15 protein-coding genes are annotated in these 16245 nt (G+C 69.5%); 11 read left to right on the top strand and 4 right to left on the bottom strand.

Annotated features, from left to right (window positions below):
• Nucleotides 1-29: 29 nt before the first annotated feature.
• The 5 genes from ACFS27_RS29055 to ACFS27_RS29035 all read left to right on the top strand — a co-directional run bounded on the left by ACFS27_RS29055 (nucleotide 30) and on the right by ACFS27_RS29035 (nucleotide 6242).
• Nucleotides 30-1058, top strand: a complete 1029-nt coding sequence (locus tag ACFS27_RS29055; RefSeq protein WP_377190830.1) for an ABC transporter permease — start codon at nucleotides 30-32, stop codon at nucleotides 1056-1058.
• The gene (locus ACFS27_RS29050; RefSeq protein ID WP_377190828.1) at nucleotides 1052-1975 is read left to right on the top strand and encodes a carbohydrate ABC transporter permease; all 924 of its coding nucleotides are present in this window, start codon (nucleotides 1052-1054) and stop codon (nucleotides 1973-1975) included. Before ACFS27_RS29055 ends, ACFS27_RS29050 begins: the two co-directional genes overlap by 7 nt.
• An 84-nt stretch (nucleotides 1976-2059) precedes the next feature.
• On the top strand, nucleotides 2060-3721 hold the full coding sequence (locus ACFS27_RS29045; protein WP_377190826.1) for an ABC transporter substrate-binding protein: 1662 nt from the start codon (nucleotides 2060-2062) through the stop codon (nucleotides 3719-3721).
• 119 nt (nucleotides 3722-3840) lie between these two features.
• Nucleotides 3841-5385: a GH39 family glycosyl hydrolase gene (locus tag ACFS27_RS29040; protein ID WP_377190824.1), complete on the top strand. Its 1545-nt coding sequence runs from the start codon at nucleotides 3841-3843 to the stop codon at nucleotides 5383-5385.
• A 104-nt stretch (nucleotides 5386-5489) separates the two neighbouring features.
• On the top strand, nucleotides 5490-6242 hold the full coding sequence (locus ACFS27_RS29035; protein ID WP_377190822.1) for a glycosyltransferase: 753 nt from the start codon (nucleotides 5490-5492) through the stop codon (nucleotides 6240-6242).
• Between the two features lie 63 nt (nucleotides 6243-6305).
• Here ACFS27_RS29035 and ACFS27_RS29030 read toward each other — a convergent pair whose 3' ends face one another.
• Complete coding sequence (locus ACFS27_RS29030; protein WP_377190820.1) at nucleotides 6306-7946, bottom strand: GH35 family beta-galactosidase; 1641 nt, start codon at nucleotides 7944-7946, stop codon at nucleotides 6306-6308.
• Nucleotides 7947-8081: 135 nt separating this feature from the next.
• On the opposite strand from ACFS27_RS29030, the gene ACFS27_RS29025 reads away from it, so the two are divergent.
• The 4 genes from ACFS27_RS29025 (at nucleotide 8082) to ACFS27_RS29010 (ending at nucleotide 11537) form a co-directional block, all read left to right on the top strand.
• Nucleotides 8082-9758 (top strand): metallophosphoesterase family protein, encoded by a 1677-nt coding sequence (locus ACFS27_RS29025; protein WP_377190818.1) that lies wholly within the window; start codon nucleotides 8082-8084, stop codon nucleotides 9756-9758.
• A 58-nt stretch (nucleotides 9759-9816) separates the two neighbouring features.
• Nucleotides 9817-10737, top strand: a complete 921-nt coding sequence (locus ACFS27_RS29020) for a hypothetical protein (RefSeq protein WP_377190816.1) — start codon at nucleotides 9817-9819, stop codon at nucleotides 10735-10737.
• A 135-nt stretch (nucleotides 10738-10872) separates the two neighbouring features.
• A complete protein-coding gene (locus ACFS27_RS29015) occupies nucleotides 10873-11100 on the top strand; it encodes a hypothetical protein (protein ID WP_377190814.1) in 228 nt (75 codons plus the stop codon).
• Nucleotides 11101-11195: 95 nt separating this feature from the next.
• A complete protein-coding gene (locus ACFS27_RS29010) occupies nucleotides 11196-11537 on the top strand; it encodes a YnfA family protein (protein ID WP_377190813.1) in 342 nt (113 codons plus the stop codon).
• A gap of 36 nt (nucleotides 11538-11573) precedes the next feature.
• On the opposite strand, the gene ACFS27_RS29005 is transcribed toward ACFS27_RS29010, so the two are convergent.
• A complete protein-coding gene (locus tag ACFS27_RS29005) occupies nucleotides 11574-11981 on the bottom strand; it encodes a type II toxin-antitoxin system death-on-curing family toxin (RefSeq protein ID WP_377190811.1) in 408 nt (135 codons plus the stop codon).
• A gap of 8 nt (nucleotides 11982-11989) precedes the next feature.
• A complete protein-coding gene (locus ACFS27_RS29000; protein ID WP_377190809.1) occupies nucleotides 11990-12181 on the bottom strand; it encodes a ribbon-helix-helix protein, CopG family in 192 nt (63 codons plus the stop codon).
• 182 nt (nucleotides 12182-12363) lie between these two features.
• Here ACFS27_RS29000 and ACFS27_RS28995 point away from each other — a divergent pair, with 182 nt between their 5' ends.
• On the top strand, nucleotides 12364-13503 hold the full coding sequence (locus ACFS27_RS28995) for a serine hydrolase domain-containing protein (protein ID WP_377190807.1): 1140 nt from the start codon (nucleotides 12364-12366) through the stop codon (nucleotides 13501-13503).
• Nucleotides 13500-14015, top strand: coding sequence for a pyridoxamine 5'-phosphate oxidase family protein (locus ACFS27_RS28990; RefSeq protein ID WP_377190805.1), 516 nt, complete (start codon nucleotides 13500-13502; stop codon nucleotides 14013-14015). The genes ACFS27_RS28995 and ACFS27_RS28990 overlap by 4 nt, the downstream gene beginning before the upstream one ends.
• Nucleotides 14016-14124: 109 nt before the next feature.
• Here the strand turns inward: ACFS27_RS28990 and ACFS27_RS28985 are convergent, their stop codons facing one another.
• Nucleotides 14125-16245: an alpha-glucuronidase gene (locus ACFS27_RS28985; protein ID WP_377190803.1), complete on the bottom strand. Its 2121-nt coding sequence runs from the start codon at nucleotides 16243-16245 to the stop codon at nucleotides 14125-14127.

The raw sequence follows: 16245 nt of genomic DNA, 5'->3' as shown, positions 1-16245 counted from the left end.
GGACACGGCGCCGTGGCCGGAGGACATCGATGGCACGAGGCACCGGGACGGTCGAGACCGTGCCGCAGACGGCTGGGAAGCCGCCGGGTGGGACACCGCCGGGTGGCACGGAGGGCGTGAGCGCGGACAGCCCCCCGCCCCAGCAGCTGCGGAACACCTACACATGGGCGCGCGCGCTGCGCAAGGACTGGCGGCTCTACACGTTCCTGATCCTGCCCGTCATCTACCTGATCATCTTCAGGTACGTACCGATGGCCGGGAACGTCGTCGCCTTCCGCCGGTTCCGGCCGGGCAGCTCGATGTTCGGCGACGAGTGGGTCGGCTTCTACTACATCGAGATGTTCATCCAGGACCCCAAGTTCTGGGACGTCTTCCTCAACACCGTCGTCCTGGGCACGCTCACCCTGGTGGTCCTCTTTCCGCTGCCCATCGCGCTAGCCCTCATGCTGAACGAGCTGCGGTCACGTCGGTTCAAGAAGATCACGCAGACGATCACCTACCTGCCGCACTTCATGTCGATAGTGATCGTGGCCGGCTTCGTGTACCAGCTGACGGCGCTCAATGGCACCGTGAACCAGATCATCTCCGCCGTCGGCGCCGACCCGATCTCGTTCATGCAGCGGGACGACTGGTTCCGGACGATCTACGTGACGTCGGAGATCTGGCAGGTCGTCGGGTTCGGCACGATCCTCTACCTGGCCGCGCTGACCACCATCGACGACCAGCTCTACGAGGCGGCTCGGATCGACGGCGCCAACCGGTGGCAGCAGACGTGGCACATCACGCTGCCCGGCATCCGTCCGACGATCGTCGTGCTCCTGATCCTGAACATCGGCACGTTCATGGCGGTCGGGTTCGAGAAGGTGCTGCTGCTGTACAACCCGCTGACGTACGCGTCGGGCGACGTCATCGCGACCTACATCTACCGCGTCGCACTGAACAGCGGGAGCTTCTCCTACGGCGCCGCGATCGGCCTGTTCGAGGCGCTCATCGGTCTGACCCTTGTCCTCTCAGCGAACGCGATCGCCAAGCGCACGGTTGGAGCCTCCCTATGGTGACCACGGATCCGGCTGTCCCGGACATCTCTCGGGTCCGGCAGGTCCCGAAGACCGTCAAGGACTCGCGGGCCTATACGGTGTTCCGCGTCGTCAACGCCACGGTGCTGGTGATCGTCTGCGGCATCACGCTGTACCCGTTCGTGAACCTGATCGCCAAGGCGTTCAGCTCGCACGGCTACATCGTCGCCGGCCAGGTGAACCTCTGGCCGATGGGCTTCAACACCACCACCCTCATGGAGGTGCTGACCCAAGGGCGGTTCTGGACGGGCTACGGGAACACCGTCATCCACACGGTCGGCGGGACCGCCATCGCCATGGCACTCACCACCACGATGGCCTACGCGCTGGCGAAGAAGCACCTCAAGGGCCGGTCGTTCTTCATCGGCATGGTCGTGGTGACCATGTTCTTCAACGGCGGTCTCGTGCCGAACTACCTGTTGATCTCCGGGCTGGGGTTCAAGAACACGGTCTGGGCGATCATCATCCCGAACGCGATCAGCGCGTTCAACCTGCTCGTGATGAAGGCGTTCTTCGAGAACTTCCCGAGCGACCTGGAGGAGGCCGCGGCGATCGACGGCATGACGGTCTACGGGATCTTCTTCCGGATCGTGCTGCCGCTGTCCAAGGCGGTCGTGGCCACCATGATCCTCTTCTACGCCGTCGCGTTCTGGAACTCGTGGTTCCCGGCGATGCTCTATCTGAGCGATCCGGAGCTCCAGCCGGTCACGCTCTACCTACGCAACCTGCTGGCCGGCGCGACGGGCGCGGGCCGAGAGGCGGGCATGGAGGAGGTGCAGATCGGCGCCAACCTCCAGGCGGTGACCATGCTGCTGACGGTGATCCCGATCGTGTGCGTCTACCCGTTCGTCCAGAAGTACTTCGTCTCCGGCGTGATGCTCGGCTCGGTCAAGGGCTGACGCCCGCCGTCCCGCCGGTACCCCACAGGTGCACCAGACCATCTGACCGTCGCGAACAACGACGTTCACAACTGGAGGAGAATCATGAGGATCACCCGCAGAAAGACTGCCGCGGGCATGGCTGCGTCGGTCCTGGCCGTCACGCTCACCGCGTGCTCGGTCGGCGGCGACGGCGACGACGGCGGCGGCGAGGCCGGCGCAATCGACATGGAGTCGCAGGTCGGCTACATGGAGGACTTTGAGGCCGGCACCACGTTCAAGGCCACCGAGCCGGTCAGCTTCAGCCTGCTGTACCGCGACCACCCGAACTACCCGTTCAAGGCCGACTGGCCGATCATCCAGCACCTCGAGGAGAACCAGAACGTCACGTTCGACTACGAGAACGTGCCGCTGGAGGACATGGCCCAGCGCCGGTCCGTCCTGGTCAGCTCGGGCGACGCGCCGGACATCATGCCCGTTACCTATCCCGGGGACGAGGCACAGTTCGTGAGCGGTGGCGCTCTGCTGCCGATCTCGGACTACGTGCAGTACATGCCCAACTTCCAGCAGAAGGTGGAGGAGTGGGACCTGCAGGAGGAGATCGACGCCCAGAAGCAGGAGGACGGCAAGTTCTACATGATCCCGGGGATCCACGAGATCACGATCCCCGGCGCCTACACCGTCGCGATCCGAAAGGACCTGTGGGAAGAGGCCGGCCTCGAGCACCCGAAGACCTGGGACGAACTCGCCGAGCAACTCCAGGTGATCAAGGACGAGAACCCGGACCTGAAGTACCCGATGACCGACCGCTGGTCGACCAACGGCCCGATCGAGGCCACGATCTCCGCGGCCGCGCCGAACTTCGGCACGGTGGCAGGCTGGGGCTACGTCCTGGGCCTGCAGTGGAACCAGGACGAGGGCGTGTACGAGTACGCCGGTGGCTCGGACGAGTACAAGACCCTCGTGGAGTACTTCGCCGGTCTGGTCGAGGACGGGCTGCTGGATCCCGAGGCGGTCACCCAGGAGGACGAGCAGGCCGAGCAGAAGTTCGCGTCGGGCCAGGCCGCGGCGATCGGCACCAACGACCAGGTCATCCTGGAGTACCGGAAGGCCTTCGACGAGATCGGCGACAAGGACTCCGAGATCGAGATGATCACCGTCCCGGGTGGTCCGGCCGGTGACTACGTCCCCGGTGGCTCGCGCCGCGAGTCCGGCCTGATGTTCGCGGCGGGCGCCGCCGAGCAGGAGGACTTCCTGGCGATGCTCCAGTACGTCGACTGGCTGTACTACTCCGACGAGGGCATGGAGTTCGCCAAGTGGGGCGTCGAGGGCGAGACGTTCGAGCGGGAGGGCGACAAGCGCGTACTCAAGGACGACGTCACCTGGGGTGCCCTGAACGAGGGCGCGCCGAAGCTCCTCAACGCCGATTTCGGCTACTACAACGGCGTCTTCTCGCTGGCCCACGGCTCGTCCGAGGACTTGGACCTGTCGATGCGCAGCGAGGAGTCGATCAAGTACATCGAGGACATGAACGCGACCAAGGAGGAGCTGGAGATCCCGCCGGCCGTCGCGTACGACGAGATGGAGCAGGAGCAGGCGGGCCTGCAGCAGACGACGCTGCAGGACATGGTCTTCCAGGCCACCGCACAGTTCATCCTGGGCCAGCGCTCGCTGGACGAGTGGGACGCCTACGTCGCCGAGCTCGAGGGCGCCGGGATGCAGGAGTACGTCGACCGCGCCAACTCCGCAGCCGGCGTCACCGAGTGATCCACGCCTGACCCGCCCCGTCTGCCGGTCCGAGCCCACACCTGGTTCGGGCCGGCAACGGTGCCCGGGTGTACCACCGCCGTACGCCGGGCACACACGTACCAACCTCGAGGAGCCCAGTGTCCCGCATCGTTGTACCGGCCGAACCCTCAGGTGTCCTGGGGGACGCCTGGCGATCATGCGTCGGCACCGGCCGCTTCAACCTGGCGCTCCGCCAGGACTACCAGGAATCCCTGGCCCTGGTGCAGCAGGACATCGGGTTCCGGTACATCCGGGGTCACGGCCTGCTGTCCGACGACGTCGGGGTGCTCCGGCCGTACGACCAGGCCGGGTACTCCGGGACCCGGTACGCCTTCACCTACGTCGACCAGGTGGTCGACGCCTACCTGAGCCTCGGGATCAAACCATTCCTGGAGCTCGGGTTCATGCCGGAGGCGCTCGCGTCCGGGACCGACACCGTCTTCTGGTGGAAGGGCAACATCACGCCGCCGCGTGACCACCGCGAGTGGGCTGGGCTCGTGCGGGCAACCCTGCGACACCTGGTCGACCGGTACGGCCTCGACGAGGTGAGCACCTGGCCGGTCGAGGTGTGGAACGAGCCCAACCTCGTCAACTTCTGGAAGGACGCCGACCGGGCCGCCTACTTCCGCCTCTATGAGGTGACCGCGGCAGCCGTCAAGGACGTGGACCCGTCGCTGCAGGTGGGCGGCCCTGTCCTGTCACCAGGCGCCGACGACTGGTGGGAGCCCTTCGCCGAGTTCGTCACCTCGCGCGACGTGCCGATCGACTTCACGTCCGTGCACGCGTACTCCTCCGGTCCCGCGCAGCACGTGCCGTTCGGCGTCTATCAGACGCTCGGGTCTCCGGAGACCCTGCTCGACCAGTTCGCGCGACCACGCAAGCTGCTCGCCGGCACGCAGCTGGCGGAGCTGCCGCTGCACGTGTCCGAGTTCAACACGAGCTACCGTCCCGACAACCCGATCCACGACACCGCCTACAACGCGGCCTACCTCGCGCCGGTCCTGGCCGGCGGTGGCGAGCTGGTGGACTCGTTCTCCTACTGGACGTTCTGCGACGTCTTCGAAGAGGTCGGGGTTCCCGCGTCGTTCTTCCACGGCGGATTCGGCATGCTCACGCACCGCCAGATCAAGAAGCCGACGTACCACCTGTACGCGTTCACAGCGCGCATGGGCCAGGACGTCCTCGCCCGCGGCACCGACCATCTCGTGACCCGGGACTCTTCGACGGGCCGGGTCACCGTGCTGGCCTGGCAGCCGGTGGGCGGCACGGACGCCCCACCGGAACCGGACCGGCACGAGTTACGCCTGAGCCTCCCGGTCTCGGCGACCGGGCGGGTGTTCGTCATGCGGCACGACGTCGATCAGGCCGCCGGGAACGCTTGGGCGGCCTGGGGGGCCATGGGGCGGCCCGCGTCGCCGTCGGGCAGGCAGCTGGATGCGCTGCGCGAGGCGAGCGAACCTGCCCGCCGCGCGTACTCGCTCCCCGTTGTCCCGACGGCGGACGCAGGCCGGGTCGACCTCGACCTGACCATCGGCCGCCACGGGGTCACGCTCGTCGAGATCGACCCCGTGCGCGACGAGACCCCGCCGTGGCTGGACGACGCCAGGATCCTCGGGAAGCCCAGCGCGTCCGACCCGACCTGATCCGACCTGACCTGCCTGACCCGACCGGCCAGTGAAAGGGCTCGACGATGACGTCCCGGCCACGCGGGTCGGAGCGGGAACCACATGAGACGGAGAACGAGCGAGTGACGACATCGGACGACGGACCCCGGCGCGACCCGCTGCACTGGCCGCACGAGAGGCCGGGCCAGCCTCCTGGGCGTCCCGAGTTCGGCGAGGGCCCGCTCTCCCAGGTGACCAACGCGATCTACTGGTACCTGGTCACCGGGTTCCTCATGATCCTGACCACCCTGCCGGGGACGCTGCCCCTGCTGGTGCTGGACCGGTCCGCCGGCAACGCCCCGCTGGTGGCACTGTGCCTGATGCCATTGGGCCCGGCGTTCTCGGCAGGGCTGTACGGGTTGCGGAACCGGGCAGGCACCGAAGGGTTGACCCCGGCGCGAACGTTCTTGCGCGGATACTGGCAGAACTGGGCGGATGTGCTCAAGGTGTGGGTGCCCGCGCTCGTCGGCGGGATGGTGTTGGGCGTCACCCTGGCGAACTTCGGTGCCACCGGCGTACCGGACTGGTATGCCGGACTGCTGCTCGGGATCTCCCTGGTGCTCGTGCTGGCGTGCATGAACTCGCTGGTCATCGCCTCGTTCTTCAACTTCCGCACACGCGACGTCGCGCGGCTGTCCGTGTACTACCTGTTCCGGTTTCCACTCGTTACGCTCGGCACCGTGTCGTTGCTGGTGCTCGCAGGCGGCGTCGTCTATCTCGCCACGGAGGTGGCGTTCGCCGCGCTGGCGGTGCTCTGGGTGGCCGCCGTGCTGCGGAACTACGCGAAGCTGATCCGCGACATCGAGGAGCGGTTCACGGTGCCGAGCGCCGACTGACGGTGTCAGGCCGGACCACCTGGCCGGACCGCCCCAGCCGGTCCGCCCCGGTCGGCTCGGCCCTTAGCTGTACCGGTAGAGCCGGATCCGCTGGATCGCGAACCGACCGGGCTCCAGCCGCAGGTGCCGTCCCTGGTGGGTCTGGTCCCCGTTGAGCCACCGCTGGTGCTCCCAGGCGCCGTCGTGGTACCGGCCCTCCGCGCAGTCCAGGATGCCAATGCTCTCCGCACCCGACCGGGCGGACGAGAACGTGACGGTGACACCCGTACCGCCGATGACGAGCTCGTCAGGTGCCGTCCGGATGACTATCGCGGCCGCGGGCAGCCTGGTGAGATCCGTGGACCGGTCGTCGGCCTCGTTGATGACACCGTCGGCCAGGCTCGGCGCGGCGATGCGCTCGTAGGTCGCCTCGAGCACGAGCTCACCGAAGACGATCCGGTGCGGGGCTCGCTGGCTCTCCGCGGGTGGCACCAGCGCCGTCATGGTGCCGTCGCCGGCATGGGCCGCGATCAGCGGCGAGAGCTGGTTCACGACGTCGTAGCTCGCAGTCAACGCCTCCGCGGCGGGGCCCTCGATCGTCTCGATGCCGAACGGTGAGAACCCGATCGCCCCGTGGGCGCCGAAGGCGTAGAGCGCGTTGGCCGCGGCGTCGGTGCTGCGCAGCGCCTCCGGCACGAACAGGGGGTTGCCGTCGCGCGTGTAGCGGCCCGCCCACTCCGCGAACTCGGGGAAGTAGATGTCCGGGGCGATGAAGTCGAGGGCGGGCGCGCCAGCACGCCAGACGTCGATCAGGTGCGGCAGGGGGCCGGCGCTCGGGTACTGACCCGGGAGGTATCCGGGCCGGATCAGTGCCGCGTTCGTGTACATCGGCAGGTCGAGCTCTGCCTTGCCGGCTGCGGCGACTGGCTGCACGTACCTGGCGAAGGCCCAGGCCATGAACAGCTCCTCGGTGGCTGGGCCCTCGCCGAAAACCTCGGTCCACGTCCCGCCGGTGCGGCCTCCCGCCGCCGTCCACCTCTCCCGCAGCTCGGGGGCCAGCGCCTCGTGGTGCTTCTGCAGGTAGGCCATCAGCTCGGCGGGCACCGGTCCGGCGAACGCCCGCTCGGCCTCGGCGGTGTGGTCGCGGGCCTCCGGGATCATCCCGATCTCGTTCTCGACCTGGACGAGGACGGCGACGTGCTCCCGGTCGTACTCGCGCAGCCGGCGCATGAGGGCCGCGAACGCCCGGGCGTCGGCGTCCCGGTTGTTGTCGCTGAACGGTGTGAGGATCTCCAGGGCGCGCCCGTTGGAGTCCCGGCTGCGCGGAAATCGTTCGACGTCCGTCTTGACCCAGCCCGGTGCGTAGCAGGACATGCTGTTCTTCCAGCTGCCGAACCACAGCAGTACGAGGCGCATCCCGTGGGCGGCGGCGTCGTCGATCAGCTCCTCGACGCTCGTCCAGTCGAACGTTCCCTCGGCGGGCTCGACCACGTCCCAGTACACCGGTGCGACGACGGTGTTCAGCCCCAGTGCCTCGAGCCGCGGCCAGTAGCCGGCAAGGTAGGTCCGCTCGGCGCTGGAGTTGCCCAGCTCGCCACCGCGGATCAGGAACGGCTCCCCGTCGACGACGAGCTGCGTGGCCGTGCCGGAGCGTCGCAGCCGCGGGATCCGGGCCCCGCCCTTGGGAACGGCGGAGGCGGCAGGCATCGGAGATCCAGACGTCATGGCACGGGAGTCTGGCACAGCCGGTGCCGCGGATGACGTCGCCGTTCACCTCGGCGTCGACCGTGGGTCCGGCACCGGACACCTCGCGGTCGTAGCGTCGGCGCCGGACGATCCAGGTCGACGAGAGGCCCCCGCATGACCTCCACTTTCCGCGCTCGGACGCGACGCACGGTCGCCGTGCTGCTCGGCACGAGCCTGCTCGCCGCCGGCACGGTGGCTACCGCAGTGGCGGGCCCCGGCCGGCCCGGGCAGCCCGACACCCGTGGCACCGACGACGTGCTCCACCGGGAGAGCTTCGACTCTCTCGCGGACGACCTGCTGCCCCGCGCCGAGGACCCGGGCATCGAGCCAGGCACGGTCGGCTGGACGCACGAAGCCCCACGGGGCTGGTCCGTCGAGAACGGCCCCGAGCTGGCGGACGGTGGCGTGGAGGAGTGGCGCGGCTGGTCGTTCACCACCCGCGAGTTCTGGACCGACGCCGAGGACCAGATGCGCTACCGGTTCGCCCGCGCGCAGGACGTGATCGCCGTGGCCGACTCGGACGAGTTCGCCGACGGCGCCGGCACGCCCGGCAGCTACGCGACGACGCTGGCCTCCACGCCGATCAAGGTCAAGGGCCGGGACGAGGTGGAGCTCACCTTCGACTCGCACTACCGCGGCTGGGCCGGCCAGACCGGCCGGGTCACCGTCGCGTTCGACGGCGGCGCGGAGACCGAGCTGGTCCGGTACGACAGCGACACGGTCACCGACGACTACGACGGTGCGACGCTGAACGCCACCGAGACCGTGCCGGTCGACGTGCCGCGTGGCGCGAAGCGGGCCGTCTTCCGCTGGCACTTCACGGCGGACGCGAACTCCTGGTACTGGGCTGTCGACTCGGTATCGGTCCGGGCGCCCCTGCCCCCGGCCGCCGGCGCGCCGACGTCGGCGTGGGTGCTCAGTGACATCCAGGGCGACCCCGACGACCTCGGCCACGCGCTGCGGGACCTCGACGCCGTCCGCCCGGACGCGGACGGGCTCCTCATGGCGGGCGACATCGTCGCCTCTGGCTCGACGGCCCAGTGGCAGGACGTCGACGACGTCATGACCGGCGCGGCCGACGTCCTGCCGGACCAGGTGGTGGCGGGGATCGGCAACCACGAGAGCTACACGGGCGAGCCGTGGGAGGTCCTGCGCGACCGGTTCCTCGACTTCGCCCAGCGCGACCGGGTGTGGGACGAGTACCTCCTGGAGGGCTCGGGCGGTGACGTGCCGGTCCTCGTCCTCGGCCAGGAGGAGGCCCGCCCGCCGGAGGTGCCGATGTCCCGCGAGCAGGTCGAGTGGCTGCGCGACCGGCTCGCGTACTGGTCCGCCCGGGACAAGCAGGTGCTGGTCATGTCGCACTTCCCGCTCGGCGACACGGTCTCTGCGTCGTGGATCCCCTGGTACAGCGACAGCTACCAGTACAACGACGAGCTGACCGAGCTGCTCGGCGCCCACCCCAACGCGATCCTGTTCAGCGGGCACACGCACTACCCGTTCGAGCTCGGCGACTGGGCGGTGCAGCGTCGCACGGCGGGGGGCCACCCGGACGGCTTCTGGACGGTGAACACCGGAGCGGTCCAGGTGGAGTGGGACGCACGGGGCGAGAACACGTCCGGCATCCAGGAGATCGTGACGCGCGACATCAACCGGGGGCTCACCGTGGACGTGTTCGACGACCGCGTGGTCGTCGAGGCGCGGGACTTCGGCCCGGTGGACGCCCAGGCGCCCGACAACGACGTGAACGACGTGGTCCGGTCGGTGACCATCCCCAACCCGCTGGCGGAGTAGCGGGTGGTGGGGCGGTGCGCCGTTGTCCGATCTGCCGCACTTGCGCCAGGGTGAGCGCATGGTGATCAAGCAGGGGGACCCGGTACGGCTGACCTACCGCTATCTCCGGGTGGCGATAGTGGCGGTGGTGCTGGTGCTGTTCGTGTCGTTGGCGATGCAGGTGGTCGCCGATCACGGGAGGCTCGGCTCCGGCGAGGAGTGGTGGCACGCGTCGATCAGCGCGTACTTCTACTCGCCGGTGCAGAGCATCTTCGTCGGCACGCTGGTGGGCATCGGGACGTGCCTCATCGCGATCAAGGGCCGGCACGGGGCCGAGGAGGTGCTGCTCAACTTCGCGGGCATGTTCGCGTTCGTCGTGGCGCTGGTCCCGACGCCGCTCGACGCCGCGATGTGCACCGTCGAGCCGTACTGCCTGGACGTTCCGGAGCGGGTGGGCAACAACGTCGGGACGCTGCTTCTCGTCGGTGGCCTGGTCCTGCTGCTGGCGACGTGGCCACGGCGGCGCGACCTCGGCGGCCGCCAGGGAGCCGACCTGTGGCTGACCTGGCTGACGTGGGCGGCGACCGGCACGTGGCTGCTGGCGTGGCCGGCGAGCTTCCTTGCGGTCGCCCACTACGCCGCGGCGGTCCTGCTGTTCGCCTGTCTCGTGGCCGTCGCCTGGATCAACGGCTCCGACCACGCGGTCACCGCCCAGGCGTTCGAGCGGTTGCGCGGCATGTCGGCGGCCGCGTACCGGGTCTGGTACCGGTGGATAGCCGTGGTGATGGCGGTCGTGCTCGTGGTGGGCCTGACCACCATGGTCGTCCTCGACCGGTACGTCCCGGACCTGTTCCCGCAGACGCTGTTCGTGGTCGAGACCGTGATGATGCTGACCTTCGCGCTCTTCTGGCTGCTGCAGACCATCCAGTTCTGGGACATCGGCCTGCCGGCACGGGCCCTGGTCCAGGACCGGAAGACTCCTGGCGACACCCCGCTCTAGGCGGGCCGGAGGTGCCCCTCCGGAGCCAGCGGGACTGGGTGCGAGCGAGACGCCGGCGCCGTACGGTCGAGGAGCGGCGGCGTGGAGTGCTCCACGGTCACGCCGCCGCACCACCCCATCGGGAGGGAGCCGAGCATGAGCGAGAGCGAGTACGACGAGAACGAGGTAGCGCCGGGCCACGTGCCCAGTCCGGGGCCACCGGTCCCCGGCGAGGGCCAGGGCCGCGGGGTCACGGACGCCGCGGGGGCGCCGAGGGAGAACCCGGGACCGGCGGAGGAGGACGAGCGGTCGGAGGCGATCCCCGGCGAGGATCCCGAGGACAACCCGGATCTCGAGGGCGAGGAGCGTTTCGACGCCGGCTGAGCGTCGCAGCGTGACCGTCGAGCCAGCTCGACGGGCTACGGTCGTGGCATGGACGGGATGAGGAGCTCCGCGCCGACGCCGGGGGGCACGGCACGATGAACGTGACCCGCTCGATCATCCTGTTCGTCGCCGCCGCGGTGTTCGAGATCGGTGGCGCGTGGCTCGTGTGGCAGGGCGTGCGCGAGCACAGGGGCTGGCTGTGGATCGGTGCCGGAGTGATCGCGCTGGGCCTGTACGGGTTCTTCGCGACCCTCCAGCCCGACGCCAACTTCGGCCGGATCCTTGCGGCCTACGGGGGCGTCTTCGTGGCGGGCTCGCTCGTGTGGGGCATGGTGGTCGACGGCTTTCGCCCCGACCGTTGGGACGTCATCGGCGCGCTGGTCTGCCTGGTCGGCGTCGCGATCATCATGTACGCCCCGCGGGCGACCGCAGGTTAGGCGACCTGTCGTCGCGGCCGGCAAGCGCACAGAGAGTCAGGTGAGCCGGTTCTCCTCCGGCGCGAGCGGCGCACGCCAACTCGTGAGCACCTCGGCGATCTTCGCGACGTCACGCTGTGACCCGTCGGCCACGGCCATGACCAGCTCGTAGATGTCATCGGGTGGTGGGTCGAAGTAGAAGCCGTTCACCTCGTAGAAGGTTGCGGCGGCTATCAGACCGAGGCGCTTGTTCCCGTCGATCAGCGCGTGGTTGTTGACAGAGGAATCGAGCAGCGCGGCAGCCTTGAGGTCGATCGTGGGGTAGGCCTCGACGCCCATCATTGAAGATGCTGGGCGGGTGACTGCGGAATCGAGCAGGCCTGGGTCGCGGACCTCGACGGCACGACCGAGGAACTGCTCCGCGATCCAGAGCAGCTCGGATGCGGTCAGATATCGGATAGTCATGCGCGGCGCTACTTGAGCCGGTCGAGGACCGGGCCGAAGCGGTCGACGGCGCGCTGGACGACGTCCTCGAAGTGTGCGCGCTCGTCGACGAACACACGAATGGCTTCACGTGCGGCCTCCTGCTTCGAGACCCCCAGCCGTTCGGCAGTGGCGGTGAGCGCGCGGTCCTCTTCTTCGGTGAGGCGGAGTGTCATAGCCATGAGAGTGGCTCCTCTGGAGTTGCTGCGCATCTTGAACTGGGCTGCCTGGCTAAGGTATCACCTTGATACCTTAGCCAGGCAGCCAAGGTATCAAGGTGATACCAGGCTCTGTCTCCAGGGTTCCGACGCTCGTGCGTCGGTTGCGCCGATGACTTTCCCGCCCGCCGCCCGTCGGACCTTGCATGGCGAACAACGCTACGGGCACCCCACAGGCGCGCGTCCAGGAGGCCGTCGACCGCCTCGTGGCCGACGGCGGCGAGGCCGGCCTCCAGGTGGCGGTCATCCACGGGGGCGAGCTCGTCGTTGACGCGGTGAGCGGCCTGGCCGACGCCGAGCGAGGCGTGGCCGTCACCCCGGACACCCTGTTCTTCGCCACCTCGACGGCCAAGGGGATGGCTTCCGCCGTCGCCCACGTGCTCGTGGAGCGCGGCGAGCTGACCTACGACCTGCGCGTCGCCGACGTGTGGCCCGAGTTCGCAGCGCACGGCAAGGGCGGCGTGACCCTGCGGCACGTGCTCATGCACACGGCCGGCGTACCGGCCCTGCCGTACGAGACGACCGTCGAGGACCTGTGCGACTGGGACCTGATGTGCCGCGCGGTCGCGGACGCCGAACCCTGGTGGGAGCCCGGCACTCGCTTCGGGTACCACGTCCACACCTTCGGTTTCCTGCTCGGCGAGACGGTACGCCGGGCGACGGGGCGGACGCTGACCTCGTGGCTGCACGAGGCCGTGACCGGGCCGCTCGGCGTCGAGGACGACGTGCACTTCGGCGTCCCGCCGGCGCTGCTGGACCGCGTCGCGCGACAGGAGGTGGCGCAGGGCGTGCCACTGCACCACCCCGGTCCGGGCACGCCCGCCGGCCGGGCGGTCCCGCCCGCGACCCGGCCGACCGCCGACCTCGCCAACCGCCGCGACGTGCTCACCAGCGACCTCGTCGGACAGGGCACCATGACGGCGCGCGGGGCGGCTCGGGTCTATGCGGGCCTGCTGGGCCACGCGGAGTCTCCGCTCGTCTCACCGGACCGGCTGGCGGAGCTGGCGCGTCCGGCGTACGCGGGGCCGGACGAGGTGATGGGCCTACCGGCCACCACCTGGGCCTTCGGGTTCAGCGAGTACCGCCCGGGCGGCGTGCCTGCCCGGTCGGGTTCGACGTTCGGCATGGCCGGGGGCAACGGATCCGCCGCCTGGGCCGACATCGACTCCGGCCTCGCGGTCGCGGTGATGCGCAACCGCTTCAGCGCGGACTGGAGCACCGCCGGCGAGGTCGACCGCCTCGTCGCAGACCTCTTTCCCACACAACCTCGAGGAGCACGATCATGAACGACCCCGTCACCACGATCGACAGCCGGTTCAGCGACCCCGACGCCGAGCCGACCAGCTGGTCGGCGACCCGGGAGGTGCTCGAGAACGCCCAGATCACCTGGTTGACCACCGTGCGCGCCGACGGGCGCCCGCACGTCACGCCGCTCGTCGCCGTCTGGCTCGACGGGGCGCTGCACTTCACGACCGGACCGGAGGAGCAGAAGGCAGTCAACCTCGCGGCCAACCCGAACGTCGTGCTGACCACGGGGCGTGACACCTGGGACGCGGGTCTTGACGTCATGGTCGAGGGCCCCGCCCGCCGCGTCACCGACCCGGAGCTGCTGGGGCGGCTCGCCGCGGCCTGGCGCACCAAGTGGGACGGGCAGTGGGTGTACGAGGTGGGCGACGGCGTCTTCCGCAACGACATCGGCGGCCCAGCGCTCGTCTTCGCCGTGGATCCGACCAAGGTCCTTGCCTTCGGCAAGGGCACGTTCAGCCACACCCGCCACGTCCCGCGGCAGGGTCGGTAGCCACGAGTGATCGGTAGAACGTCAGGTGATCGGTACCCCCGGGGTACCGATCACCTGACGTTCTACCGATCACCTGACGTTCTACCGATCACCCTTGATCCGGCCGGACCTAATAGATGCGGCGGTGGTGGGCGTCGGGGGTGCCCGACTTGCGGAGGAAATAGGTGTTGAGCTGGTCGCGCCACTCCGTCGCGCTGCGGAGCTGCTCCGCGAACTGCTCAGACACCCGCTCGGAGAAGCGCGGGTCCACGAGCTTCGAGACCCCCGACCACGCCTCGATCATCGCCTCGACCCGTGCGACGCCCTCGAAGTGGGTGTCGTAGATGTGCTGGATCACGGTCTTCCCGCTGTGCAGCACGTGCGTGTACGGCACGTGGTGGAAGAACAGGAGCAGCTCGTCGGGACAGGTCGACGGCGACTCGTAGGTCTCGCGCCAGGGCGAGGGGTACTGCCCCGCGTACCCGGTTCCCGTGCGGACCGAGCGGTCCACGCCGATCCCGTCGCGGTCCGCGAAGTGGTACGTGCCCCAGGGGGTGTACTCGTAGCCGTCGACGTCGGGCCCGTAGTGGTGGCCCGGGCGCACCATGAATCCGACGCCGAGGGGTGCCGTGTACTGCTCGTACGTCTCCCAGGACCGATCGAGCACTGCGTGCACCGCCTGGCCGACGGCGTCCGGCGCCCCCGGGAACGTGAGCCCGATCCACTCGTCGAGCACGGCGCCGGGGTCGAGCGTCGGGTCCCAGCACAGCCGCCCGTACGCGTAGAGGTTGGCCTGGGCGAACGGGTGCCCCGTCCAGAACTCGTCGTCGCCGACGTTGGAGACGGCGGCGAACCCACCCGCCGGCTTGCGCCACGTCCCGGTGCCCGGGTCCTCGGAGGCCTTGCCGCGGCCGGTCGCGAGGTCTGCCACGGTGGGCGAGCCGCCGTCGCGGCCGACGGGCTCCCAGAAGCGGAACCCGAGGATCTGGCTCCACTGTGGCCCAAGGTAGACGGCGTGCTTCTGCTGGCCCGTGTACTCCTGGGTGACCTGCAGCTCCAGGGCGATCCGGGTGTGCGGCATGGCCGCGACGACCGGCGAGACGGGCTCGCGCACCTGGAAGTCGAGCGGGCCGTACTTGACCTGCACGATCACGTTGTCAGAGAACGCGCCGTCCAGCGGGTGGAAGTGGTCGAACGCGGCGCGGGCGCGGTCCGTCGACCGGTCGCGCCAGTCCTGCCGGTGGTTGTAGACGAACGCCCGCCAGTGGATCAGGCCGTCGAACGGTTCGACGGCCGCCGCCAGCATGTTCGCGCCGTCGGCATGGGTGCGTCCGTAGGCGAACGGGCCCGGCTGGCCCTCGGAGTCGGCCTTGACCACGAACCCCCCGAAGTCGGGGATCGCCTCCCACACCCGCGCCGCCGCGCGGACCCACCAGTGCGCGACGTCCTGGTCGAGCGGGTCGGACGTGTCCAGGCCGCCCAGCGTGATCGGGGACGCGAACGAGACCGACAGGTGCACCCGGATGCCCCACCGCCGGAAGACGGCGGCGATCCGGACGACGTCGCCGAGGTCGTCGGTCAGCAGCCGCGCCTCGTGCGCGTGCACGTTGACGTTGTTGATGGCCACATGGTTGATCCCCACCGCTGCGAGGAGCCGGGCGTACCGCTCGACGCGGGACAGGTCCGCCCGGACGAAACCGTTGTCGTAGAAGATGGATCCGCCCGAGTATCCCCGTTCCACCTGGCCCATCGTGGGGTGCGCGTCCACGTTGTCCCAGTGGTCGAGCATCCGCAGGTCCGTGGCGGGGGCGTGCGTCTCGTCGGCGTCGGGCCCCGCGAAGGCGGCCTCGCCACGGCGCACCACGTGGAACAGCCCGTACAGCAGCCCCGCGTCGGTCGTCGCCTGCACGACGACGGCGCCCGACTCCCGCATGAACCGGAAGCTCTCGTCGGCGTCGACCGGCGAGACACCGACCGGCGAGACGTCGGCCGGCGAGACGTCGGCCGGCGAGGCATCGGACGACGCGAGCGTCAGCACCAGCTCGGCGTCGGCCACGCCGTCGCCCACCTCGAGGCGGGAGAACGCGCCGCCGAACCGCGCGGTCGCAGCAGCCACCTCTTCCGCGACCGTTCCAGCGAGTGCGCCGTCGCCCGCCACCACCACCCGGCGGCTGCCGATCGCGGCGAACGCGTCATCGGGCAGCCAGGCGGGATGGGGAGCTGAGGTAGAGCGCGGAGAATCACCGGTCAT

This window comes from Promicromonospora vindobonensis (assembly GCF_042685865.1).
Taxonomy (GTDB): domain Bacteria; phylum Actinomycetota; class Actinomycetes; order Actinomycetales; family Cellulomonadaceae; genus Promicromonospora; species Promicromonospora vindobonensis.
Note: the sequence above shows the minus strand (reverse complement) of the source record. Positions and strands in the feature narration are given on the sequence as shown.

Excerpts from the sequence above, each read along its gene's own strand:
- ACFS27_RS29050 (WP_377190828.1), top strand. The coding sequence starts at position 1,052 with ATGGTGACCACGGATCCGGCTGTCCCGGACATCTCTCGGGTCCGGCAG.
- ACFS27_RS29030 (WP_377190820.1), bottom strand. The coding sequence starts at position 7,946 with ATGACGTCTGGATCTCCGATGCCTGCCGCCTCCGCCGTTCCCAAGGGC.
- ACFS27_RS29055 (WP_377190830.1), top strand. The coding sequence starts at position 30 with ATGGCACGAGGCACCGGGACGGTCGAGACCGTGCCGCAGACGGCTGGG.
- ACFS27_RS28985 (WP_377190803.1), bottom strand. The coding sequence starts at position 16,245 with ATGACCGGTGATTCTCCGCGCTCTACCTCAGCTCCCCATCCCGCCTGG.
- ACFS27_RS29045 (WP_377190826.1), top strand. The coding sequence starts at position 2,060 with ATGAGGATCACCCGCAGAAAGACTGCCGCGGGCATGGCTGCGTCGGTC.
- ACFS27_RS28990 (WP_377190805.1), top strand. The coding sequence starts at position 13,500 with ATGAACGACCCCGTCACCACGATCGACAGCCGGTTCAGCGACCCCGAC.
- ACFS27_RS29025 (WP_377190818.1), top strand. The coding sequence starts at position 8,082 with ATGACCTCCACTTTCCGCGCTCGGACGCGACGCACGGTCGCCGTGCTG.
- ACFS27_RS29000 (WP_377190809.1), bottom strand. The coding sequence starts at position 12,181 with ATGGCTATGACACTCCGCCTCACCGAAGAAGAGGACCGCGCGCTCACC.
- ACFS27_RS29015 (WP_377190814.1), top strand. The coding sequence starts at position 10,873 with ATGAGCGAGAGCGAGTACGACGAGAACGAGGTAGCGCCGGGCCACGTG.
- ACFS27_RS29010 (WP_377190813.1), top strand. The coding sequence starts at position 11,196 with ATGAACGTGACCCGCTCGATCATCCTGTTCGTCGCCGCCGCGGTGTTC.
- ACFS27_RS28995 (WP_377190807.1), top strand. The coding sequence starts at position 12,364 with ATGGCGAACAACGCTACGGGCACCCCACAGGCGCGCGTCCAGGAGGCC.
- ACFS27_RS29005 (WP_377190811.1), bottom strand. The coding sequence starts at position 11,981 with ATGACTATCCGATATCTGACCGCATCCGAGCTGCTCTGGATCGCGGAG.
- ACFS27_RS29020 (WP_377190816.1), top strand. The coding sequence starts at position 9,817 with ATGGTGATCAAGCAGGGGGACCCGGTACGGCTGACCTACCGCTATCTC.